Annotated in this window: 24 protein-coding genes; 15 read left to right on the top strand and 9 right to left on the bottom strand. The window is 39.1% G+C overall.

The annotated features are described in order from the left end of the window. Nucleotides 1-17 precede the first annotated feature (17 nt). Nucleotides 18-470 carry a MarR family winged helix-turn-helix transcriptional regulator gene (locus C9J35_RS06355; RefSeq protein WP_107923851.1) on the bottom strand — a complete coding sequence of 151 codons (453 nt, stop codon included), beginning with the start codon at nucleotides 468-470 and terminating at the stop codon, nucleotides 18-20. A 330-nt stretch (nucleotides 471-800) separates the two neighbouring features. On the opposite strand from C9J35_RS06355, the gene C9J35_RS06350 reads away from it, so the two are divergent. The 3 genes from C9J35_RS06350 to C9J35_RS23525 all read left to right on the top strand — a co-directional run bounded on the left by C9J35_RS06350 (nucleotide 801) and on the right by C9J35_RS23525 (nucleotide 2,493). Beyond that, nucleotides 801-1,241 (top strand): GNAT family N-acetyltransferase, encoded by a 441-nt coding sequence (locus C9J35_RS06350; protein WP_054768142.1) that lies wholly within the window; start codon nucleotides 801-803, stop codon nucleotides 1,239-1,241. A 7-nt stretch (nucleotides 1,242-1,248) separates the two neighbouring features. Beyond that, nucleotides 1,249-1,878 carry a YczE/YyaS/YitT family protein gene (locus tag C9J35_RS06345; protein WP_235616213.1) on the top strand — a complete coding sequence of 210 codons (630 nt, stop codon included), beginning with the start codon at nucleotides 1,249-1,251 and terminating at the stop codon, nucleotides 1,876-1,878. A gap of 450 nt (nucleotides 1,879-2,328) precedes the next feature. Next, nucleotides 2,329-2,493 (top strand): hypothetical protein, encoded by a 165-nt coding sequence (locus C9J35_RS23525; protein ID WP_167395929.1) that lies wholly within the window; start codon nucleotides 2,329-2,331, stop codon nucleotides 2,491-2,493. Nucleotides 2,494-2,611: 118 nt separating this feature from the next. Here C9J35_RS23525 and C9J35_RS06335 read toward each other — a convergent pair whose 3' ends face one another. The 6 genes from C9J35_RS06335 to C9J35_RS06310 form a co-directional block, all read right to left on the bottom strand. After that, complete coding sequence (locus C9J35_RS06335; protein ID WP_107923849.1) at nucleotides 2,612-3,001, bottom strand: RDD family protein; 390 nt, start codon at nucleotides 2,999-3,001, stop codon at nucleotides 2,612-2,614. Between the two features lie 339 nt (nucleotides 3,002-3,340). Further along, complete coding sequence (locus C9J35_RS06330; protein WP_235616212.1) at nucleotides 3,341-4,318, bottom strand: carbohydrate kinase family protein; 978 nt, start codon at nucleotides 4,316-4,318, stop codon at nucleotides 3,341-3,343. Further along, the gene (locus C9J35_RS06325; RefSeq protein WP_107923847.1) at nucleotides 4,315-5,193 is read right to left on the bottom strand and encodes a DMT family transporter; all 879 of its coding nucleotides are present in this window, start codon (nucleotides 5,191-5,193) and stop codon (nucleotides 4,315-4,317) included. Before C9J35_RS06325 ends, C9J35_RS06330 begins: the two co-directional genes overlap by 4 nt. Nucleotides 5,194-5,410: 217 nt before the next feature. Then, nucleotides 5,411-6,661 carry a glutamate-5-semialdehyde dehydrogenase gene (locus C9J35_RS06320; protein WP_107923846.1) on the bottom strand — a complete coding sequence of 417 codons (1,251 nt, stop codon included), beginning with the start codon at nucleotides 6,659-6,661 and terminating at the stop codon, nucleotides 5,411-5,413. 21 nt (nucleotides 6,662-6,682) lie between these two features. Next, nucleotides 6,683-7,768, bottom strand: a complete 1,086-nt coding sequence (proB, locus tag C9J35_RS06315; RefSeq protein WP_107923845.1) for a glutamate 5-kinase — start codon at nucleotides 7,766-7,768, stop codon at nucleotides 6,683-6,685. 366 nt (nucleotides 7,769-8,134) lie between these two features. Next, nucleotides 8,135-8,524 (bottom strand): hypothetical protein, encoded by a 390-nt coding sequence (locus C9J35_RS06310; RefSeq protein ID WP_054768144.1) that lies wholly within the window; start codon nucleotides 8,522-8,524, stop codon nucleotides 8,135-8,137. Between the two features lie 381 nt (nucleotides 8,525-8,905). On the opposite strand from C9J35_RS06310, the gene C9J35_RS06305 reads away from it, so the two are divergent. Both C9J35_RS06305 and C9J35_RS06300 read left to right on the top strand, forming a co-directional pair. Further along, a complete protein-coding gene (locus C9J35_RS06305; protein WP_054768145.1) occupies nucleotides 8,906-9,529 on the top strand; it encodes a LysE family translocator in 624 nt (207 codons plus the stop codon). 15 nt (nucleotides 9,530-9,544) lie between these two features. Further along, nucleotides 9,545-10,345: a DUF1835 domain-containing protein gene (locus tag C9J35_RS06300; protein ID WP_107923843.1), complete on the top strand. Its 801-nt coding sequence runs from the start codon at nucleotides 9,545-9,547 to the stop codon at nucleotides 10,343-10,345. Between the two features lie 36 nt (nucleotides 10,346-10,381). On the opposite strand, the gene C9J35_RS06295 is transcribed toward C9J35_RS06300, so the two are convergent. Beyond that, complete coding sequence (locus C9J35_RS06295; protein WP_107923842.1) at nucleotides 10,382-11,263, bottom strand: LysR family transcriptional regulator; 882 nt, start codon at nucleotides 11,261-11,263, stop codon at nucleotides 10,382-10,384. A 301-nt stretch (nucleotides 11,264-11,564) separates the two neighbouring features. Here C9J35_RS06295 and C9J35_RS06290 point away from each other — a divergent pair, with 301 nt between their 5' ends. Together C9J35_RS06290 and brnQ are read left to right on the top strand one after the other, a co-directional pair. Next, nucleotides 11,565-12,317 carry an alpha/beta hydrolase gene (locus C9J35_RS06290; RefSeq protein ID WP_107923841.1) on the top strand — a complete coding sequence of 251 codons (753 nt, stop codon included), beginning with the start codon at nucleotides 11,565-11,567 and terminating at the stop codon, nucleotides 12,315-12,317. Between the two features lie 459 nt (nucleotides 12,318-12,776). Then, complete coding sequence (gene brnQ / locus C9J35_RS06285) at nucleotides 12,777-14,123, top strand: branched-chain amino acid transport system II carrier protein (RefSeq protein ID WP_107923840.1); 1,347 nt, start codon at nucleotides 12,777-12,779, stop codon at nucleotides 14,121-14,123. Nucleotides 14,124-14,173: 50 nt separating this feature from the next. Here brnQ and C9J35_RS06280 read toward each other — a convergent pair whose 3' ends face one another. Further along, the gene (locus C9J35_RS06280; protein ID WP_107923839.1) at nucleotides 14,174-14,932 is read right to left on the bottom strand and encodes an SDR family oxidoreductase; all 759 of its coding nucleotides are present in this window, start codon (nucleotides 14,930-14,932) and stop codon (nucleotides 14,174-14,176) included. 230 nt (nucleotides 14,933-15,162) lie between these two features. On the opposite strand from C9J35_RS06280, the gene C9J35_RS06275 reads away from it, so the two are divergent. From C9J35_RS06275 to C9J35_RS06240, 8 genes are all read left to right on the top strand, one after another. Further along, on the top strand, nucleotides 15,163-15,723 hold the full coding sequence (locus tag C9J35_RS06275) for a TetR/AcrR family transcriptional regulator (protein ID WP_107923838.1): 561 nt from the start codon (nucleotides 15,163-15,165) through the stop codon (nucleotides 15,721-15,723). 126 nt (nucleotides 15,724-15,849) lie between these two features. Beyond that, a complete protein-coding gene (locus C9J35_RS06270; protein ID WP_107923837.1) occupies nucleotides 15,850-16,353 on the top strand; it encodes a DUF4275 family protein in 504 nt (167 codons plus the stop codon). 205 nt (nucleotides 16,354-16,558) lie between these two features. After that, entirely contained in the window at nucleotides 16,559-16,873 is a 315-nt protein-coding gene (locus C9J35_RS06265) for a PadR family transcriptional regulator (protein WP_107923836.1), read from the top strand. Between the two features lies 1 nt (nucleotide 16,874). After that, nucleotides 16,875-17,411 (top strand): DUF2812 domain-containing protein, encoded by a 537-nt coding sequence (locus C9J35_RS06260; RefSeq protein WP_107923835.1) that lies wholly within the window; start codon nucleotides 16,875-16,877, stop codon nucleotides 17,409-17,411. A gap of 15 nt (nucleotides 17,412-17,426) precedes the next feature. After that, a complete protein-coding gene (locus C9J35_RS06255) occupies nucleotides 17,427-17,957 on the top strand; it encodes a DUF2812 domain-containing protein (protein ID WP_107923834.1) in 531 nt (176 codons plus the stop codon). Between the two features lie 12 nt (nucleotides 17,958-17,969). Beyond that, nucleotides 17,970-18,500 (top strand): DUF2812 domain-containing protein, encoded by a 531-nt coding sequence (locus C9J35_RS06250; protein WP_107923833.1) that lies wholly within the window; start codon nucleotides 17,970-17,972, stop codon nucleotides 18,498-18,500. A 12-nt stretch (nucleotides 18,501-18,512) separates the two neighbouring features. Continuing rightward, complete coding sequence (locus tag C9J35_RS06245) at nucleotides 18,513-19,418, top strand: ABC transporter ATP-binding protein (RefSeq protein WP_107923832.1); 906 nt, start codon at nucleotides 18,513-18,515, stop codon at nucleotides 19,416-19,418. 22 nt (nucleotides 19,419-19,440) lie between these two features. Beyond that, nucleotides 19,441-20,646: an ABC transporter permease gene (locus C9J35_RS06240; RefSeq protein WP_235616211.1), complete on the top strand. Its 1,206-nt coding sequence runs from the start codon at nucleotides 19,441-19,443 to the stop codon at nucleotides 20,644-20,646. Nucleotides 20,647-20,919: the final 273 nt, after the last annotated feature.

Below are 20,919 nucleotides of genomic sequence, written 5' to 3'. Positions count from 1 at the left end.
CACAAGGAGTCGCCTTTTTAATAGTGGCGTTGCTGCCCTTTTTTTACATAATCCCAATCAATTTCAATGTTGTGGCGGACGCGTTCTAATAAATGATGAATACAATCTATTTCCTCATCCGAAAAACCATCCAATGCCCGTTCATTCGAATAATCGCCCTCACGTTTTAACAATGGATATAACGCTAAACTTTTCTCAGTTGGAAAGAGATGCTTGTTTTTCTTATTATGTGCATCAAAGCGCTTGTCAACAAAACCCTTGATGACAAGCTTTTGAATAGCACGCGAAGCAGTGGTACGATCCACTTTTAAGAGTTCTGCCACCTTTTCTTGAATGATGCCAGGGTTTTCACAAATACGAATGACATATAAATACTGTCCTTTTGTTAAATCCAGTTCTTTAAACTCAATATTACTGATGGAATCAAGTGCCCGTGCAATCGCGCCAATATCCCGTAAAATCTCTTTCATCATTAGCCTCCTGAAATTTTTGTTGTATTTGCAACAAAAAACGTTCTATACTATATAGTATCATCGATGAAGAAATATTTCACTGCCTAGCAAAAGGGTGGGCCTTCTATTTCTACGATGGAGTCGATTCTATGAATGTAGTAACGAGGCTATCGGCGATGTAATTAATTTTATCAGCGAAGAGACGTGTTCTATCGGCGCTATTGTAGGTTTATTAGCGAAGTGATGAGTTTTATCGACGTGTTCGCCATTTAATCAGCCAAGTAGCCAATTGATTTTGACAAAATTTAAGGGTTATTTGTAGCAAAGAAAGCTAGGAGGAATAGCATTATGAATGCAAAAATAATTACCACAGAATTGGATTTACAAACGGCATTTGCCATTCGTAGAAAAGTATTTATAGAGGAACAACAAATCCCAGAATCTGAAGAATATGATGAATTTGACACACTCGGTGCTGCCTGTGAGCATATTCTTGTATACGTTAATGACCAGCCTGTTGGCACAGGTCGTTTACGGGTTGTGGAAGGCTACGGCAAGCTTGAGCGCATATGTATTGTGCAAGAATTCCGCAAATACGGGCTCGGTAAAGTCATCATTCAAAAATTAGAGGAAATGACACTTGCAAAAGGCTTAGCAAAATCCAAACTAAATGCGCAAGTTTATGCGGAGGGCTTCTATGAAAAATTGGGCTATAAGCGCACAGGTGAGGAATTTATGGATGGTGGCATTCCACATATTTTAATGAAAAAGCAATTCAACATGGCATAGTATGTTGTTGTCAAAGAAATGGAAGTATACGTTATATGGGAGCGGCATTGCCATTCTAACGCTCGGGGTTTGTTTCACAATACAATCACAGCTCGGTACATCGCCGTTTGATGCTTTATTAGTGGGCTTGGCGAAAAACATCGGTTTAACAGTAGGTAGCTGGGAAATTATTACGTCATTTATCATTATTTTTTGTAATGCCTTTATGGCCCGCAAACGGCCCGCATTTTTAGGATTATTAACCGCTTTCGTGACAGGGGTTTGTATTGATGTCTGGCTATTTTTACTTGGCGATATTGTGCATCCGACACATTTCGTAAGCAAAGTGATTTGTTTGGCGATGGGATTACTGATTATCGGTCTTGGTTCGGCCGTTTATTTGCAAGCCAAATTTGCGCCTAATCCCATTGATTTTTCGATGCTGATTATTCGAGATGTCACAGGGAAAAGTATCATGTTTTCTAAAACACTTATCTATCTCGTATTCTTAGCGTTAGCCTTTATTTTTAGCGGTCCAATAGGTGTCGGTACTGTGCTGACAGTCATTTTAGGTGGACCCATTTTAAGTTACTTTATGGCGCTGATTGAGAACAAGCTCGTACATGCGCAGCAACCACATTATCCTCCTTCTTTATAAAAACAGTCTGTGTATCCGCACAGGCTTTTTATAATTTGCGGTTCGAAAAATACAGCAAAGAAATTCACATTTCACAAATACTGTAACTTTTTACAGACTGAATAGTCTACTCAGTTAAAAGGGGTGAGGGGGATGAAGAAATGAATAATGCTTAGTTTTCTAGTTGTTTTGTCAGCCGGTTGTCAATCCTCGATATTTGGTGGGAGTAAGACCATTATTGATTGGGTCGATTTTATTAAATGGGATGGAAAAGGATTATTTAATGTAAATCTGTTGATAGAAGGACCGGACTTGAAGAAGGGGGATGTGCAGTGGATAATCAGCAAGAAGTGCTAAAAGACAGAAGATGTGCCGAAATGAATAGATGGTCATGTTACTCGTCGATTGTTTGTCTTCTCTTGTATGTTGTTTTTCGGAAGGCTGATTATGCAATTTTAGGGTGTCAGCCTATTGTTTTTATGTATAACTGTAATAACATTCTTCGTTGGTTTAATTGGTTTATCCGGAGTGAAAGATTGGAAAGGGATGTTACGGAGTATAACGACAATACTTCTTACAGCAGGATTATCACTTTTTCTAGCGATTCATCTTGTAATCGGCTATTTTTTAGCATAAAGTACGTGCTGGATATCCCGTAAAACAACTAACAATCAGTGAGGGATGAAGAAAACTTTCGCAAACTTTATACCCTCAAGAAATAGGGGCTGACTTCATAAGCCAACCCCTTGTGACATTATATTTCTTTTACGATTGTATGTGAAAAATGGTCGTGTGGAAGGATTCCACCTTGTTGTTTTTCAAATGATTTAGGGTTTTTCACATAATCGAAAGTGCTCACAGTATCTCGATAAGCTATTCGCTTGATAAGTTGATCGGACGTTAATTTTGTGCCATCTTCACTTTCTAGCGCTAGTCCCATTTTTTTGTAACCTATCGTTTGTCCATTTTGACGCAGTTGAGCGTATTCAAGTGCCCACATCACGACTGTTGGTGTGACCAAAGCATGAACGACTTCGTTTTTCACCTTTTTGCGCAGAACATATTCAACACCGACTGTAACAACACTGGAAATGGCCAGGTCTATCAAAAATGCTTTCGTACGTTTTTTTGTAATGGATTGCATGGAAGTCCTCCTCTAATGATAGTCATCTATATTAATACGGATAACCATGCAAGAAGTTCCAATTTAATCGAATTAAAATGTTGGTACGAGGTGTATTGTTGGCTTGACCGTTAATCATCGACATCCTACGTTTATTTTAAACGGCTATCATACCTCAGTTGAATTTGAACACCAAAAGGGTCTTGAACAATGCCGTAAGCTTCTTAGTGCTCTCTTCTAAATTTTATTGATGCCAAAAAGAAGAACGTCTAAATTTTTCTTCATTTTAGATAGCGAAAATTTGATAATACCTTTGCTCCTCTTTCTTAAAAGTTTTGTCCCAGCCTCTTTTGCCTTTTATTAAAACGTAAATGGCAGTTCATGGCTGACAGGGTAGGACGCAATGGCACCGTGTTTGGTAGTTGAGATTCCGGCATAGCGATTGGCGAATGTGAGAAGCGGGCTGGCAAATTGTGTGCAAAAGGCTTCGAGTGTCGCTACAGTTACGTTGTGCTCAAGCAGGGTTGCTAAAACTGCGCCGATAAAGGCATCTCCCGCACCGGTTGTATCAATGGCTTGGACATAGTCCGCCGGTACTTTGACATGTTGCTGTTTCGTATAAAGGGTAGCTCCCTCCGCGCCATGTGTAACAAATATTACTTGTATCTTGCCTCGAAATAATGCCTGAACCGCCTGTTGTTCGTTTTCTAGACGTGTTAAGAACAGTAGCTCTTCAGCAGAAACTTTAACAATATGGGCTGACGGTAAAAACTCTACAATCGTTTTTCGACAGGCTTTGGCATCGTGCCAAAGGGGGAGGCGAATGTTTGGATCAAAAGACACCAGACAATCCGCCAGATGTGCTTGCGCAATCAGTGCCTGATGAGTCTGCTTCATGGGACTTTTCACTAAATTGACGGAGCAAAAGTGAAGAATATCATGTGCGCGCAACAGATTAGTAGGCAATTGCTGTTGTCGATACAGCAAATCCGCAGCATTTCGGCGATAAAATAAAAAGTCGCGGTCCCCATTATCTGTCAAAGAAACAAAGGCAAGACTTGTGTCACCTTCAGTCGTTTGCCTAATATACGTTGTGTCGACACCTGCATGCTGCATGGTTTCGATTAAAAAATCACCAAATGCATCCTGTCCAACCTGAGAGAGTAGGGCAGCCTGTTGGCCGAGCTTGGCACAAACAGCTGCCACATTGGCAGGGGCGCCCCCTGCATGTTTCGTAAAATGCTCAACTGAAGCAAGGGCACCATTTTGTGCAGTCGGAGTAAAATCTATTAATAATTCACCAATGGTATAGAGCTGATTCATGGAATACCTCCTCACTCACGACTTGCCACTCTCGGTTTTGGTATATAGACGGTGTAAATAATACCACCAAAAACTAGTAAAATACCAACCGTTTGTAGCAGGCTCGGCATGAAATCAAGGAATAGCATATCTAGTAAAATAGCGACAACTGGATCTACAAAAACTAAGACCGAAACCAAAATTGTGGAGAGGCTTCGAATACTATCAAAAAATAAATAATAGACAAAACCTGTGTGAATAAAGCCTGTCCCTAAAATATAGAGCCAGTTTGTAGTTGTTAAACCTTCAAATAACGAGAAATCCACAAATGGTAAAAGCATAACGATACCAACCGCGGTTTGTACATATGTTAATGCATAAGAACTAAGATTTGTAATCGTTCTGCTTGTCAGCATAGTAAACGCATAAAACAATGCAGATAGTAGTGCCCAAACAAAACCAGACTGCATAAACTCAGACAGCGAGATAAAATTATTTAAACCAATGATGAAAATACTGCCAATAAAACATGTTAATGTTGCGAGAAGTGCCCGTACAGTCATCTTTTCTTTTAAGAACAAGGCCCCAAAGATTAATACAAAAATCGGCGCTATATTATAGATGGAAATGGCAATCGATATGGACATCTCTTCAAATGCCTTAAATAAAAATACCCAGTTCAAGACGATAAAGACGCCACAAATAAACGTACGCAATACCTCTTTTTTCGCCCATTTCTCTGTCCTATGGCCACCGGTTGCGAGCCACACCCCTCCGATAAAGAGGGTCGCGCAAATACAACGGATAAAGACGAGCTCCAATGCAGGAACCCCCGTATGGATTGTGAAAAAACCAATGGAGCCGAAAATGGCCATCGATACTGTCAATTTGATGATTGCTGAAACGTTCATTGTTAACCTTCTTTCTATAAAAAAGTAAAAATTCTTACTATTGATTAGTTATTTGTACCACATTTGGTTTGGGCAAATGATTGCTCAGTTCAAGCCGTGAACCGCTCGGGCCCCCCGCATAATCGCTCAGGCAGAGCCACCTGTTTGGCACTGGCCAAAAAAGAGAGACAGCCAGCAGCGTATGCCATCTGCCGGCTTCACACAAAATAAAGTTCTACTATTCTCGAATTTGTCCGTTGCCGTGAACGAAATATTTGGTAGAGGTTAAGGCAGGCAATCCCATTGGTCCACGTGCATGTAATTTTTGAGTACTAATGCCGATTTCAGCGCCATAGCCAAATTCAAAACCGTCTGTGAAGCGAGTAGAGGCATTATGGTACACAGCTGCAGCATCCACACTATTTAAAAACGTATCGGCTACTAATTGATCTTCTGTGATGATGGCTTCCGAGTGATTGGTTCCGTATTTATTAATATGCTCGATTGCCTCATAAACGTTTTCAACGAGTTTAACGCTTATTTTTAAATCTAAATATTCAGTTGCATAATCGTCTTCGGTCGCTTGCTGTGCGTAATCAACGGCTTGACAAACGGTTGCATCGCCAATGATGGTTACTCCTGCATGATGTATAGCATTTAGTAACTGCACACCGTGCTCGCTAAACCAATCGTGATGAATCAGCAGACTTTCTGCGGCATTGCAAACAGAAGGGCGTTGCGTTTTCGCGTTAATACAAATTTTTTCTGTTTTTATGTAATCTGCAGTATGATCGACGTAAATATGGCAATTACCAGCACCTGTTTCAAGCACCGGCACGGAAGCCGCATTTACGACTAAATCAATGAGTGCCTTTCCGCCGCGCGGGATTAACACATCTAAGTATTGTTTTAAATGGAACAATTCCTTGACGGTTTCCCGGTTTGTATCTTCGATTAGTTGTACTGCATCAACAGGGATTGCTGTTTTTTCAAGGGCCCGATGAATACTTGCGACAAGTGCCACATTCGAAAATTTAGCAGAGGAACTGCCACGCAAAATCACTGCATTACCAGTCTTCAGTGATAATGTTGCCGCATCAATGGTAACATTTGGACGTGCCTCATAAATCATCCCGATAACACCAAGTGGCACCATGCGCTTTTCAATAACAAGCCCATTTTCTTTATCAATACGCTCAAGAAGTTTACCAACGGGATCATCTAATTTTACGAGCAAGTCGATTGCACTTGCCATAGCCTCAACACGTTCTTTGTTCAGCATAATGCGGTCCAGTGTAGAAGAGGGCATGCCGTTTTCTTTGCCTATTGCTAAGTCTTTTGCATTTTCAGCGATTAAATGTTCTTGATCAAGAATTAATTGCTCAGCAATTTTTGTTAGTGCCTCATTTTTTTCGCACGTTGTTTTAATATTTAATATATAGCTTGCGGCTTTTGCCAGCTTTCCTTTTTGTTGTACTTCACTTGTCATCAAAATTCCTCCCTAATTGCTTTATATTTTTAGCCATTTATCTCGGTGAATCACTTCAATTGGGTATTTTGTTAACTCATCTGTACGTTTACCCATCGCATGTGCTAGTTCAAGGGATGAATACAAGACCTCGCCACGACCAAGTAAACCATTTTCACTGTATACCTCAACCACGTCTCCATGTTCGAAATCACCTTCGACACGAAAAACACCTGCTGGTAACAAGCTTTTGCCATTCGCTAACAGTGCATGTTCGGCACCGCCATCTATAAAAATTTTACCAGAAACTTCCGTAAGTGCAATCCACTGTTTATTATTCGTTAAAACCGCCAGTGCCTCATGCTCTACATACGTACCATCTCCACGACCATCTAAAATTTCGACAAGTTTGCTTGCTCCATGCCCTGTACCTATAAATACTTTGACGCCTGCAGTTAAGGCTGCACGAGCCGCTAATAATTTAGATTCCATACCGCCAGTACCAACCTTTGAACCCGCACCATCTGCAAAGCCTAGCATTTCATCTGTTACCTCTGTCAAACGATCAATGCGCTGCGCATGTGGGTTTTTATTGGGATTTGCATTATACAAACCATTAATATCAGTCAATATAATGAGTTGGTCCGCATGAACCAGTCCACTAACAAGTGCTGACAGCATATCATTATCTCCGAACGTTAATTCACTGACTGACACGGTATCATTCTCATTAATGATTGGGAGCACAGAGCGCTCTAATAGTTCCTCAAAAGTGGCGTAAGCATTTTTATAGCGCTCCTTTTTAGAGAAATCCGTTCGTGTCAATAAAATTTGAGCGGGGACGATATCATAAATGCTAAATAGTGCATGATATGTTTGAATAAGATGGCTTTGACCTACAGCGGCAGCGGCTTGTTTGCCCTTTACCGTCACGGGACGAGAAGGGTAGCCAAGCTGTTTAAAGCCCGCTGCCACGGCACCTGAGGACACTAGCAGTACTTCATGTCCGCATTTTTTTAATTCTGCTATGGCCTGGACATGATCCATTAAACGCACCTTATCAATCTCACCTTTTGCATTTGTTAAGGAGCTGCTGCCGATTTTTACGACGATTCTCTTTCTTTCCATCACAATTCCTCCTGTTTGCCATTTACTGAATAACATAAAAAAACCTTTCCGTCCTAGAACTTAGGACGAAAAAGTTTGCTTTCCGTGGTACCACCTACATTGAATGCCCATAGACATTCCACTTTCCTCATAACGCTGGAGACTGCGCCTAGTTTGGCTAGGACGTTTTACGAAGGAGGTTCTTTAGTCTTTCTTGTACAATGCCTTGCAGCCGATGGGCATCGTTCTCTTGTCAAGCAGTGTCTAGTTACTAGTCTTCGCACGCTTTTTTATAGTAATTGAATAAAGAATGCACTACTTCTGGGTGTCTGTCAAGCTGAAAAGGAAAGTTGATAGAAAGTTGTGAATAAATAACAAGGTTCAAGTCTATTTATACCACCAAATGGCGATGATCAAGGGAAGCATTGCCAAAATCATCACGAAGAAGCTCCATAGAATTTGCTTGCCTGCCGACATATTTTTCGGTTTAATGCTTAGACGTTCATATAATTCGTTGATTGCACGTTGTTCTTTTGCATATAACATGGATTGAAATTCGTCATAATCTTGGATGTAGGTAGATGGGGGTCTTGGGCTGAAACGTAATTTCCGAATATCCTCGGTAATTTCTTTGTTGCCCATCCAATACGTAATAACAGGCGCTAAACCTGAAGTTTGAACGGCCTGTACGTCGATATCATGTGACTTCATTTTATAACAGACTTCACCAAGCTCGTTTTCAAATTCTTTTACAATATCACTGACTGCCACTGTCATACACCTCTTTCTAAACACAATACAGAACTATACATGTCGTTAGTATTCATTATAATGTATTAAAAGAGAAAAGTATTGCGCTAACGAGCATATTTGTGTACCTGCCTGTTGTTTTTGATTCGTTTTCGATGTGATTAAGTCAGCGCTACAATCACGAAACACAAAGCCACACCTGTCGCTGTACAACTGTACTTTCGGAGCACAAAAGATATGTTCCTGTCGCTGTACTCTCGGAACATAAAAGATTTGCTAAAAAGGGCGAAAAAATTCTTTATAAAGTCATAAACTTACATCTAAAGGAGACAAGCTCATGTAGTATAATGAGAATTAAACCATTCTGATAATGGTTCTATTTAAAAGAAATTGAGAGAAGGGGAAATTTTGGAGTTTTCAACGTTATTTGCGTTTTTAGGAGCAGCAATCATTTTAACATTGATGCCAGGACCTGATAATTTATTTGTCCTTGCGCAAAGTATTGCGCAAGATAAAAAGGCAGGAATTGCGACTTCGCTGGGCTTATGTACGGGTTTACTTGTTCATATAAGTGCAGCAGTTGTTGGAATTTCAGCTATTATTTATCAATCGATGGTTATTTTCTCTATCGTTAAATTTGCAGGAGCGGCGTATTTATTGTATTTAGCTTGGCAATCCTTCCGTGCCAAAGGCGATCCCTTTACGTTAGAGCAACAAAATGCCCAAGCCTATGTGACGTTATATAGAAAAGGGATTTTGATGAATATTTTAAACCCGAAGGTATCATTATTTTTTTTAGCGCTATTGCCGCAATTTGTAAATCCATCTCAAGGTCATGTGGCTTTACAAATGCTGATTTTGGGTATTGTATTTTTAGTACAGGCGCTTCTACTATTTTTATTATTTAGTATTTTTGCCGCAAAAGTACGGAAAATTATTATCGGTAAACCCGCTATTGCAAAACGTTTAAACGTTATCCAAGGTGTACTTTTCACCTTTATCGGCATACAAATTGCACTCAGCAAACAATAAAAGGAGGAAATTTTCATGGCAATCTTACATATTACCTTTAGCTTATCGACACAAGGTTCAATTAAACATGCAATCCGTCAAAACCATTTACAACGAGATGAGTCGGTGATTTGTGTCAATGATGTTTTCTCGATTGGACCACTAACGGATTTTGAAGAGCGAAAAAAATGGTTAGAAACTTTTATTTTAAAAGATGAAGCAGAACGTGAATTGTACGAGGACATTCAAAAAGGGTGGGCGAAAAAAATAGCAGGCTTACCTTGTGATGTCGATGTATGGATTTGGTATAGTCAAAATACCCACGAAGAAATTGGGCTCCGTTATGTCATGAGTGAGTTTGTTAATAAATGTAGTATGCTGTATGGCATTGATGTAACAGAAGGTTTAAAGCGCATGCAGCCGAACAGGTCAATACGTGACACTGGACAGCTTCCTTCCCATATGTTAATGAAACTCCGTGCAGATGCAAAGCGTTTTTCTATTGAGGAATGCCAGCGTCTCGCAAAGGAATGGCAAGATTTAAAGAAGGACAATTCTAGCACACTGCGAAGTTTGGAAGAAGGCATTGTCCATATTGCGGAAGATGCCTATGATTCGATGGTCATTGAAGCTGCAAAAGATGTGCGGGCTAGCCAACAAGATGAATGGCTTTCGCCGGTGCGTGTCATTGGCGAAACCTTGGGCAAAATAGATAATTATATTAGTGATGCGTTTGTGGAACATCGAATTTTCTCACTGGCCAAACAAGGTCTTTTTGAGATTGACGGTGACACGACAGATATATATTCATATCAAATCAAATATAGCGGAAAATAATAAAAAGCGGTAAGGTGCCAGCAAGCAGCCTACCGCTTATTTTTTTTCATAAAAATCGAATACAAATTTCTGGAATTGTCGTGCAGAAGGGGAAATGTAACGATTGTCAATCCAGGCCATCCCAATTATCCGTTCACAAACCATGTCCTCCACATGAATTTTGACTACTTTGTTAGGATTTAAGTCTTCGTCATCAGGCAGTAAAGAAACACCAAGTCCGGCGCCTACAAAACCGGCAACCGTTGATACTTCATCGCCCTCAAAAGTGATTTTTGGTTTGATGCCTGCCGCATTTAATAATCGATCAGCGGTCCGGCGCAGTGCATAGCCTTTTTTCAACAGCACAAACGTTTCATGCTCAAGTTCCTTCATTTTAATGCTCTTCCGATTGGCGAGGTGATGGTCAATCGGCACCATGATATACAGTTCATCACGCCACAGCTCCTTCCAGCAAACGGGAGGTTCTGTGTCAATCGCTGCAAGTAAGCATAGGTCTAACTCGCCGGCGAGTAGTTGTTTTAACTGTGAGTGCGAGTAGTTTTGCGTAAAGTGAAAACGGATATGTGGATGCTGTTGGCGAAAAGCACGGATTAAATCAGGCACGATACTTGTCCCCAGAGTATGTAAAAAGCCGAGCGACACATCCCCAAGTTCAGGATTATTAAGCTCTTGTAATTCTAGTACTGCTTTTTCATATTCTTTACGCATGCGTTGAACACGGTATAAAAATAATTCACCATAACGATTTAACATAATGGAACGTCCTTGACGGTCAAATAAAGGTACGCCTAATTCCTCTTCCAATTTAGAGATGGAACGACTAAGTGCAGGTTGAGAAATGGCTAATACATCAGCAGCACGTGTCATATGCTCAAGCTTTGCTACTGTTGCAAAATATTCTAATTGTTGCCACTCCATATTTTTCACCTCCATCTATAGTATTACTGTGAGTTAACTGCATTATAACGGTAAAAGAGAAGGAAGTATAGGTAACGTCAAAAAAATTTAGCAGGTGTACAAAGTAAATTTTAGTGATATCGATTTATGTACTTTTTAAACAGGTTCAAGTGGTTGTTTTAGAAGGGTTCAACCTAACATCAATCATGCACAAAACGCATTGAAACGATAAAAACTATAAATTGTACATTATGAATAAAGGGTGTTAAGATAGACACAGAAATTACACAAATACAAATTTCCGTGAAGGGGATATTATAAAATGAAGTTATCAAAGCCAGAACCTCTAACTATTGAGGGGGGCAAAAAAGCCGTACTATTACTGCATGGATTCACTGGTAGCACAAAAGATGTGAAAAAGCTAGGAGAATTTTTATCCAAACGTGGTTATACCGTTCATGCACCAATTTATAGTGGGCACGGGGTAGAACCGGAAGCGTTACTTGAAACAAAACCAGAGGATTGGTGGAACGATGTAGTGGAAGGCTACAACTTCTTAAAAAATAAAGGCTATGAAGAAATCGCAGTAGTAGGGATTTCACTTGGCGGCGTATTCTCATTAAAAGTAGCAGAAACGTTCCCAGTAAAAGCATGTGTTGCTATGTGTGCACCCATAACACGCGATAACTCAAAAGGCCTATTTACACGTTTATACCATTACGCTCGTTTATATAAACATTTTGAAAACAAATCAAAAGATCAAATCATTTCTGAATTACATGAACTACGTATTACGCCAAAAGATTCATTAGATGGTGTAACTCGTTTAACAACTGAAACACGCGAAGAATTACAAACAATTAAAGCACCGACATTAGTATTACAAGGTTCATTGGATGACGAATTATATCAAGAAAGCGCGCCTTTTATTCTGAATACAGTTGAAACAGATGATAAAGAAATCATTTGGTATGAAAATTCAGGACACATTATTACATTAGACAAAGAACGTGATAAAGTATATGAGGACGTCTATAATTTCTTAGATCACATCGAGTGGTCTGTTGCAAACTAAAATCAATCTGTAGATGGATTATGAATTTTTTCATAATCCATCTTTTTTATTTGTAAGGCTATATTTAATGACAAGGACAAATGGAGGAAAGTTTTGTATGACATCAAATTTAATAAAGCCCTATCTTTGTAAGTGCTATTGTTTTATCGATATATTATTTGACCAAACTATTTTTGGTGTTAATGGATATATATTGAACAGTTGGATAGCGATTTAGGATGCTGCGTATGCAAGTTGTATACCGCATCCAACAAGGAGTTGCTTCATTATTTTGCCTGATTTTTCCGATATTTAACTAATTGAATCGTTTATCCGTTCGTATTTGTACAATTAGCAATAATCTAAGAAAAAACTATTGTTTTTATAATAAATGCCTGATACCATTGTGGAATTGTAGTGAAGAATCATCCTCGTGTAAATCATTTGCTATAGTCAACACATTGAAGGAGCGCATCAATTATGCAAAATAAAATACCTTTTTCTACTTATGCAGTCATTGGCACGATGCTATTTGGGCTGTATTTCGGAGCGGGGAATCTCATTTTTCCAATCCAGCTTGGGCAGTTAGCGGGGACAAACTTTTGGTTTGCGCTCATTGGCTTTCTAGTTACCGCCATCGGTTTACCATTTTTGGGGATTTTAGCGATTGGTTTATCGGGAAGTAACGGACTGCGTGATTTAGCGAGCCGTATCCACCCATTATTTGGCGTTATTTTTTCATTGGCACTGTATTTAACAATTGGTCCTTTTTTCGCCATTCCACGTACAGCAACAGTGCCATTTGTTGTAGGCTTTGAACCATTTATTCAACCAGCACATACAACGCTGTTACTAGGCTTATTTAGCTTTGTATTTTTTGCAATTGTCTATTACTTCTCATTAAATCCTGCGAAAATTATGGATTACATCGGAAAGTATTTAACACCTGCCTTTTTAATCTTCTTATTCCTGTTAATCATGACAAGTATTTTCTCACCAATGGGCCATTTCAAAGAGCCAATGGGCGACTATATTGATTCAGCCTTTATGACCGGCTTTAAAGAGGGCTATAACACAATGGATGCGCTGGCGTCGTTGGCATTCGGGATAGTTGTGATCAATGCCATTAAAAGATCGGGTATTACGGATCGAAAAGAAATTGCGAAGGCTACTTGGAAATCTGGTATTTTTGCCATGGCGTTAATGATGCTGATATATGGATTAATTACGTATATGGGTGCATCGAGTATTGAAGCAATCGGCACCCTTGATAATGGTGGCTTAATATTTGCAGCGGTCGCTAAGCATTATTTCGGTTCATTCGGTGCTATATTGTTGGCGATTATTATTGTGCTGGCGTGTTTAAAAACGAGTATTGGCCTCATCACTTCTTGTAGTGAGTTTTTCCACGAAGTGTTTCCGAAAGTCAGCTACAAATGGTTTGTCTTCATTTTGTGTCTTGTGTCATTTGTAATCGCCAATTTTGGTTTAACTAATATTATTAAATTTGCGATTCCAGTGCTGATGTTCTTATATCCACTTGCGATTGTACTCATCTTACTTGCATTAAGTTCTTCATTATTTAAAAATAAGCAAACGGTTTATGCAACTGCCATGTTCTTTACATTTTTCATTAGTATCATTGATGGCTACAAAGCGTTAGCTGATAGTGTTCCTGCAGCGAAAATCGGTGTGTTGGATGCTGTCACGCAGTTGTACGCTGATTTTTTACCTTTTTATGATATTGGTTTAGGGTGGATTTTACCGGCGCTAGTCGGTGCACTAATCGGGTCTGTAATGGGTGCCAGGCACCTGGGAAAAATATGAAAAAAGGCACGCGCCTAGGAAACATAACTAGGGGCGTGCTTTTTCCATGATTAGTAAGCTGTCCAACCACCATCAACGGCAATTACTTGGCCGTTCACAAAGCTTGCTTCATCGGATCCTAAGAAAATAGCAAGCTGTGCAATTTCCTCTGGCTGTCCAGCACGTGGATTAATCCCTAAACCAAGTGATTGACGAGCCGCGCCGACTTCACTCATATTTGTCATTGTTGAGGCAATGTTTGTGATAACAGCACCTGGTGCAATGCCATTACAACGAATGTTTTTATCTGCATACATAAACGCTGTGTTTTTTGTCAAACCCACAACGGCATGTTTGGAAGCTGTGTAGGCAGCTCCTGCACGTGCCCCATAAAGACCACCAGCAGAAATATTATTGACAAAGACACCATGGCCTTGTGCTAGGAAAATATCTGTTGCTAAACGCATAGAACGCATAACCGCTGTTGTGTTTACAGCAAACACTTTGTCCCAACGTTCGTCTGAAATTTCACCTACAGGTTCCATTCCATCCATAATGCCGGCATTATTTACTAAAATATCTAATTGCCCATAAGTATTTTTCGTTTCATCAAATAAACGTTGTAGGTCTTCTGTTGAAGCAACGTTTGTTTGTATTGCAGTAGCAGTGCCGCCAGCTGCTTGAATGCCATCAACAACTGCCTGCGCACCGTCTAAATTCAAATCTGATACAACGACTTTTGCGCCTTCTTTTGCATAACCTTCCGCAATTGCTTTCCCCATACCTGAAGCTGCACCTGTAACGATTGCTACTTTGCCTTCTAATCTCATTTCGAAAGACCTCCTATTATTATCAATTTAACCCTTGCGATACCATGCTATACACGAGATGCTTAACCTGACTCAATGGATGCGTTAGCACGCAATTATCAGATTATGTATTGAACATGTGTTCATTAAAATAATATAATAGAATTGTAAGCGATTTCAATATGCAGAAATCAGAGAACTGTTCAATAATCAACACATCTGGCAAATCTGTTAAGTAGGAGGTGAAAAATTTGAACAGGAACGATTTACGTGTAGTAAAAACGAAGCAAGCTCTCCATAATGCATTGCTAACATTGTTAAGTGAAAAACCTTTAGAAAGTATTTCAATCGCTGAAATTTGCCGTGAAGCGAAGGTGAATAGAGGTACATTTTACTTACATTACGAACAGAAAGAAAAGCTGTTTGAGGAATACTTTCAGGAAATTATGGCGGATTTAAATAATTCCTATGAGGAGCCATACCGTGCAGTTACAAATTTTAATAAAGACGAACTCGATCCAAATACAGTGCGGATTTTCCACCATATCGAGCGCTTTAAAATGTTTTATCGCATTGTTTTTTCGAAAAATGTGCCACTCACATACTATTACATGTTATTTGATGAAATCCAAGCGCTGTTAAAAAGAGATTTAGCTCAAAACAAAAACACTGGACTTTCCTTAGATTTTTATAGTGCTTATCAGGCAAATGCCATTATCGGCATAATTCTTGAGTGGTATCGTCATGATTTTACGGAAAGTGTTAGCACTTTAAACGAGCAGCTCGTCACCATTTTAAAATTCAAACCATAAAGCATGACGCCTTATGAGGCTTTCACGATGACCGACAGCATGAAGATTATTTATGGGATCCCGAGGTAACATTAGTTCGAGGCTTTAATTTTGCTATAATTGTGTATATCACAGAGGAGGTAAACAATGGTACGAGAAATAATTAATCATATTTTAGATAGCTTACCGCAAGAGGAATTGGAGAAAATTCATTATTTATTACAAGATATTGAGGAGGATTATTTGTTTCGCAAGCGTTTCACCGACAAAGGTGTCATCATCTCAGCATGTGAAGAACCTCAAGCGATTCATACGGCATGGGACAGTATTTTCGCCAAAAATATAAATGAGGAAACAAGGCAAAGTATTTTTTACGAGCAGTTTAAGTGGCATATTTTTAGCTATGAACAACAAGCTTGCCTAAAAAGAGACGAGGCACGTAAAGCGTTTGATGATGTAGCGAAGGACGAATTATTTGTGCTGTATCAATGTATGCCGAATGTGCTTCAATTTAGTGCTGCGCAACATGTCGTTGCAGCAGATTTCGATTCACAGCAAGATATTTATATTGTTAATCGAGATTTTACTTGGACATATGTACATACGCATGAGGAGCAATGTGGTCCTTATTTTTACAACATAAATGCATAATAGCTACGTCACTAGCTGTCCATTAAAGTAAATGGATGGCTTTTTTTATTGCGCTGACACTGAAGTGACGGATAGAACGGCCGGCGTTACGCTTGATGGTCTTCTGTGGAATGTGATTTGTCGTTGACAACTATATCGGCTGCTGATATATTTTAAATATATCGTCAGTCGATATATTGAATGACGATATAGAGGGGGTTTTTTTATGACACAAGATCATCCGCCGTTAACAGAGGGCGTTTATTATATTTTATTGGCATTATTTGAGGCGCGTCATGGCTACGGCATAATGCAACTGGTCGAGGAGATGAGTAAGGGGCGTGTGCGGCTTGGAGCTGGCACAATTTATGGCGCTATTAAAACTTTGCTGGAACGAGAGTGGATTGAGGCATTAGACGGGGATGGACGTAAAAAGGAGTACATCATAACTACAAATGGAAAAAAAATTGTGGAATACGAAATTTTAAGATTAAGGGAACTTTTTGACAATGGCATCCGTATAACGAAAGGAGATGGGTAAGATGCATAAATATCGGTGGGGCGTTAACCCATATGATATAGAGAAATGGATCAATGATATGGCTCTTCAAGGATGGCATCTGCAAAAATTCACATGGACACGTTTTACATTTGAGCGTGGCGAAAAAGGAAGCTATATTTATCGACATGATGAAATAGAGAGACTTGCTGCACCGTACGAGGACGATTACCTAGAATTTCTGCAAGCCGCTGGCATAGAGTTGGTCGATCGCTCAGGCAATATCGTATTTTTCAGAAAATCTGCAAGTGAAGGACCGTTTGAACTTTATACGGACAAGAAAACCAAAATCAGTAATCTGTCTAAAAAAATGACACTGCTCTTGTCGCTCCTGCTACTTAATTTGGTATTTGGCATCACAGGGCTAAGCGGAGACTTTTCAGGGCCGGCTACAGATTGGCTTGGACTCACAGTAAATATAGCTAATGTCCTGATCGTGTTGTTACTTATCATACCTTTTTTCAGGCTAGTTCGATTGCGCAAACAATTAAAGAGGGATCTTGATGTGTTTACAGACTAGAGTGAGGTGATTCTTTTGAAACGAGTTAAATTTCGCTTTTATATCGATCATGAACATGAGGAAAAATGGGTCAACACAATGGCTGAAACAGGTTGGCATTTAAAGAAGTTCTGGCCATTTATTTATATATTTGAACAGGGAAATCCAAGTGAATTCATTTATCGTAACGAAATGGTGATAAAACGGAAGAAAGATTATTATGAGTTTTTAGCGTCCATGGGGGTAGAATGTATTCATTCATTTGGTGTATGGGCGTACTTTCGGAAAAGACGTGAGGATGGACCATTTGAAATATTTTCCGGGAAATTAGAAAAAATCAAATATTTGGCACGTTTAAATACACTGTTTCTGTTCGCGGCTGTAGTGAACATACTTGTGCTGTTAAATAATATTGTCCTACCACTTCTTCACCATGAAATTCACCAAGAAATCCTATGGGCTAGCTCGTTAAATGTGTTGATGATCGCTTTACTTTACGTAGAAATTCAAAGAAATACTAAACGAAAAAAGAAATTGCAAATGCATGCTCATATTTTTGAAGATTAAGAGAGGGATTATATGAAAAGGAGAACATACCGCTTTTTTATGGACTATGAAAAGGAAGAAGCGTGGGTCAATGACATGGCGGCACAGGGCTGGCATCTACAGAAAACATATTTGGGCTATTTTGTATTTGAACAAGGCGAATCAGGTCAATACATCTACCGCAATGAATGGATCAACGGCAGAACGCAGGATTATTTTGATTTTTTACAGTCGATGAATATTGAATGTGTCTCAAAATTTGCAGGCTGGGCTTATTATCGAAAGAAAGCTGTAGATGGTCCATTTGAATTATTTTCAGATGCTCCCTCTAAAATTAATTCTTTAAAGTCGATGAACCGTCTTTTTATACCATTAGCACTCTTAAATGTTGTCATGGGCATTTTAAATATTACTCTTGGCATCACGGGATCATCACAAAGTTTATTGAACACGTGTCTGGGATTTTTCAACATTATCGCTTCAATGTTATTGTGGGTACCCATTTTTAAAATTGTTAAACGTAAAAAACGATTAGAGCAAGCATTACATATATTTGAAGGGTAGGGAGGAAATAAGATGACATTACAATTACAACATGTCACGAAGAAATATAAGGATTTTACAGCAGTCGATAATTTGAATTTCACCATTGAAAAAGGTGAGATTTTTGGACTGATTGGACAAAATGGTGCAGGTAAAACAACGACATTTCGAATGATACTAGATTTGCAGGAAACAACTTCTGGTACGATTTCATGGAATGGTCAACCTGTTAATAGCATCAACCGTGACGTACTAGGTTATTTACCGGAGGAACGCGGAATTTTCCCTACGATGAAGGTCGAAGAGCAATTATACTTTTTCGGTGAACTTCGCGGTATGAACAAGGCAGAGCTAAAAAAGGATATCGATTTTTGGATTAGTCGATTTGAACTGGAAGAAAAACGCAAAGATAAAGCGGAGACACTGTCTAAAGGGAACCAACAAAAAGTACAGCTCATCGCAAGCTTTATCCATAAGCCACAATTTTTAATTTTGGATGAACCATTTAGTGGTCTTGATCCAGTCAATAAAGACTTGCTGAAAGACGCGATTTTACTGCTAAAGGACCAAGGGACGACGATTTTATTCTCCAGTCATCAAATGGATAATGTAGAGGAACTATGTGATCATCTTTGTCTATTGAAACGAGGGGTCTCGCTATTTACAGGTAGTTTATTAGATTTAAAGAAACAATATGGTAAAACAAAGCTGTCAGTGCGCACAAATTGGTCTACTACACAGTTACTGGCACTAGAAGGTGTCAAAGACGTGCGTGTGGAAAAAGAGCAAACAGTGCTTACACTAGAGGAAGAGCATTTCGCGCAAAGCATATTCGACGAGCTATCAAACGGTAAATATATTGAAAAATTCAGCTTAGATTATTTAACATTGGATGAAATCTTCAAAGATAAGGTAGGTGGTAATGTTGTCGAAGTTTAATTTATTGATGAAACAGTTATACATGTCAAAATTAAAATCTAAATCTTTTATTTTGATGACGCTCATATATGTTGCAGGTATGTCAGTAGCCATTTTTTGGTCAGATATAAAAGAACTCTTTACAGGAAATGATGAAGCGCAGCAAATTGCCATTGTCAATGAAACATCAGCCGATTTAAGCGGCATCTTTATTTCAAATGCTGATATGGCGTTTATTCAGGATGAAACGAATTTACAGGTATTAGAGCAGAAAGTGAAGGACGAAGAAATAGCTGCAATTGTTGAAATAAGTGATAAAGATGGGCAATTACATGCTGAAATTTCAACCTTTACGCCGTTAAAACTAAACGATCAATCAACGATTTCTTCGTTACTACAGTACGCGGGTCAACATTATGCCGTACAGCAATTATCGCTATCTCCAGAGCAGGCAGCGCAAATCATGGCAGCAAACACGACTATTACCAATAAAAACTTAAATGAAGAAACATCTGGTGGTAAAAGTGAGGAAGAAAAACAATCAGGGCTATGGGTTTCCTATGCTGTTGGTATTTTAATTTATTTCTTTATTTCCACATTCCTATCAATGATTACAACTGAAATTGCCTCGGAAAAGGGTTCACGTGCCATGGAAATGCTTTTAGTAAGTGTGAAACCTGCTACCCACTTTAAAGCTAAAATTGCTGGTGTACTGCTACTAGCATTCACACAGATGGCAATTATTGCGGGTGTTTTCCTACTCTATGCGAAATTCGTCAAGGGTGGCGTTATTTGGGATATGGCAGGAGACATTGTCAAGGAATTATCTGTAAGCTATGTGTTATATGCAATCCTGTTCTTACTATTAACGATTATTCTTTATTTAATTGTTGGCGCATTATTTGGTTCTTTAGTTTCCAAGGTAGAGGAAGCAGGCCAAGTACTTATGCCGGCAATGATGATTACGTTAATTGGCTTCTACGTCATGTTATCTGGAATTGGCAATCCAGATACAATCGTTATTAAGATTTTCTCTTATATTCCATTTACCTCTGGTATGGTCATGCCAATGCGTATTGGTGCCACTGATATTGGTGTTATGCAACCACTATTTTCGCTTGGGATTCTTGTGCTAACTATTATTGTGGCTTACTTATTTAGCTTATCCTTCTACAAGCGCAGTGTGCTGACATATAGTACAGGTGGCGTTATTCAAAAAATTAAAACCGTGTTAAAAGTGACAACATGATGTAGTAGAGCAGCCGCTTTAGCTGGCTGCTCTTTGGCGTTATATCTAGGCATTTGCATCAACCGCTAAACAGAAATCGAAGTCTATGTGAGGTTTTTCGACAATTCAGTCGTATTTCATTTTCAAACAAGCTATAATTTAAGGAAAGGGGATAATCGGTTGCTCTTTTGGTAGCATATTGCGGCTTTACAGAATGAACATCGACAGATTTTTCAAGATATGCATTCGTTAAGCATGACAGCTGGCAATTGAGGTATATTGATAATTCCCATC

The sequence above is a fragment of the Lysinibacillus parviboronicapiens genome, assembly GCF_003049575.1.
GTDB lineage: Bacteria > Bacillota > Bacilli > Bacillales_A > Planococcaceae > Lysinibacillus > Lysinibacillus parviboronicapiens.
This window is presented reverse-complemented; position numbering and strand designations above follow the sequence as displayed.

What these genes read in the sequence shown, in the direction of transcription:
- C9J35_RS06265 (WP_107923836.1), top strand. Translation starts at nt 16,559, where the DNA reads ATGACACAAGATCATCCGCCGTTAACAGAGGGCGTTTATTATATTTTA.
- C9J35_RS06325 (WP_107923847.1), bottom strand. Translation starts at nt 5,193, where the DNA reads ATGAACGTTTCAGCAATCATCAAATTGACAGTATCGATGGCCATTTTC.
- C9J35_RS06295 (WP_107923842.1), bottom strand. Translation starts at nt 11,263, where the DNA reads ATGGAGTGGCAACAATTAGAATATTTTGCAACAGTAGCAAAGCTTGAG.
- C9J35_RS06310 (WP_054768144.1), bottom strand. Translation starts at nt 8,524, where the DNA reads ATGACAGTGGCAGTCAGTGATATTGTAAAAGAATTTGAAAACGAGCTT.
- brnQ (WP_107923840.1), top strand. Translation starts at nt 12,777, where the DNA reads ATGCAAAATAAAATACCTTTTTCTACTTATGCAGTCATTGGCACGATG.
- C9J35_RS06260 (WP_107923835.1), top strand. Translation starts at nt 16,875, where the DNA reads ATGCATAAATATCGGTGGGGCGTTAACCCATATGATATAGAGAAATGG.
- C9J35_RS06335 (WP_107923849.1), bottom strand. Translation starts at nt 3,001, where the DNA reads ATGCAATCCATTACAAAAAAACGTACGAAAGCATTTTTGATAGACCTG.
- C9J35_RS06300 (WP_107923843.1), top strand. Translation starts at nt 9,545, where the DNA reads ATGGCAATCTTACATATTACCTTTAGCTTATCGACACAAGGTTCAATT.
- C9J35_RS06355 (WP_107923851.1), bottom strand. Translation starts at nt 470, where the DNA reads ATGAAAGAGATTTTACGGGATATTGGCGCGATTGCACGGGCACTTGAT.
- C9J35_RS06270 (WP_107923837.1), top strand. Translation starts at nt 15,850, where the DNA reads ATGGTACGAGAAATAATTAATCATATTTTAGATAGCTTACCGCAAGAG.
- C9J35_RS06245 (WP_107923832.1), top strand. Translation starts at nt 18,513, where the DNA reads ATGACATTACAATTACAACATGTCACGAAGAAATATAAGGATTTTACA.
- C9J35_RS06250 (WP_107923833.1), top strand. Translation starts at nt 17,970, where the DNA reads ATGAAAAGGAGAACATACCGCTTTTTTATGGACTATGAAAAGGAAGAA.
- C9J35_RS06350 (WP_054768142.1), top strand. Translation starts at nt 801, where the DNA reads ATGAATGCAAAAATAATTACCACAGAATTGGATTTACAAACGGCATTT.
- C9J35_RS06320 (WP_107923846.1), bottom strand. Translation starts at nt 6,661, where the DNA reads ATGACAAGTGAAGTACAACAAAAAGGAAAGCTGGCAAAAGCCGCAAGC.
- C9J35_RS06280 (WP_107923839.1), bottom strand. Translation starts at nt 14,932, where the DNA reads ATGAGATTAGAAGGCAAAGTAGCAATCGTTACAGGTGCAGCTTCAGGT.
- C9J35_RS06240 (WP_235616211.1), top strand. Translation starts at nt 19,441, where the DNA reads ATGTCAAAATTAAAATCTAAATCTTTTATTTTGATGACGCTCATATAT.
- proB (WP_107923845.1), bottom strand. Translation starts at nt 7,768, where the DNA reads ATGGAAAGAAAGAGAATCGTCGTAAAAATCGGCAGCAGCTCCTTAACA.
- C9J35_RS06290 (WP_107923841.1), top strand. Translation starts at nt 11,565, where the DNA reads ATGAAGTTATCAAAGCCAGAACCTCTAACTATTGAGGGGGGCAAAAAA.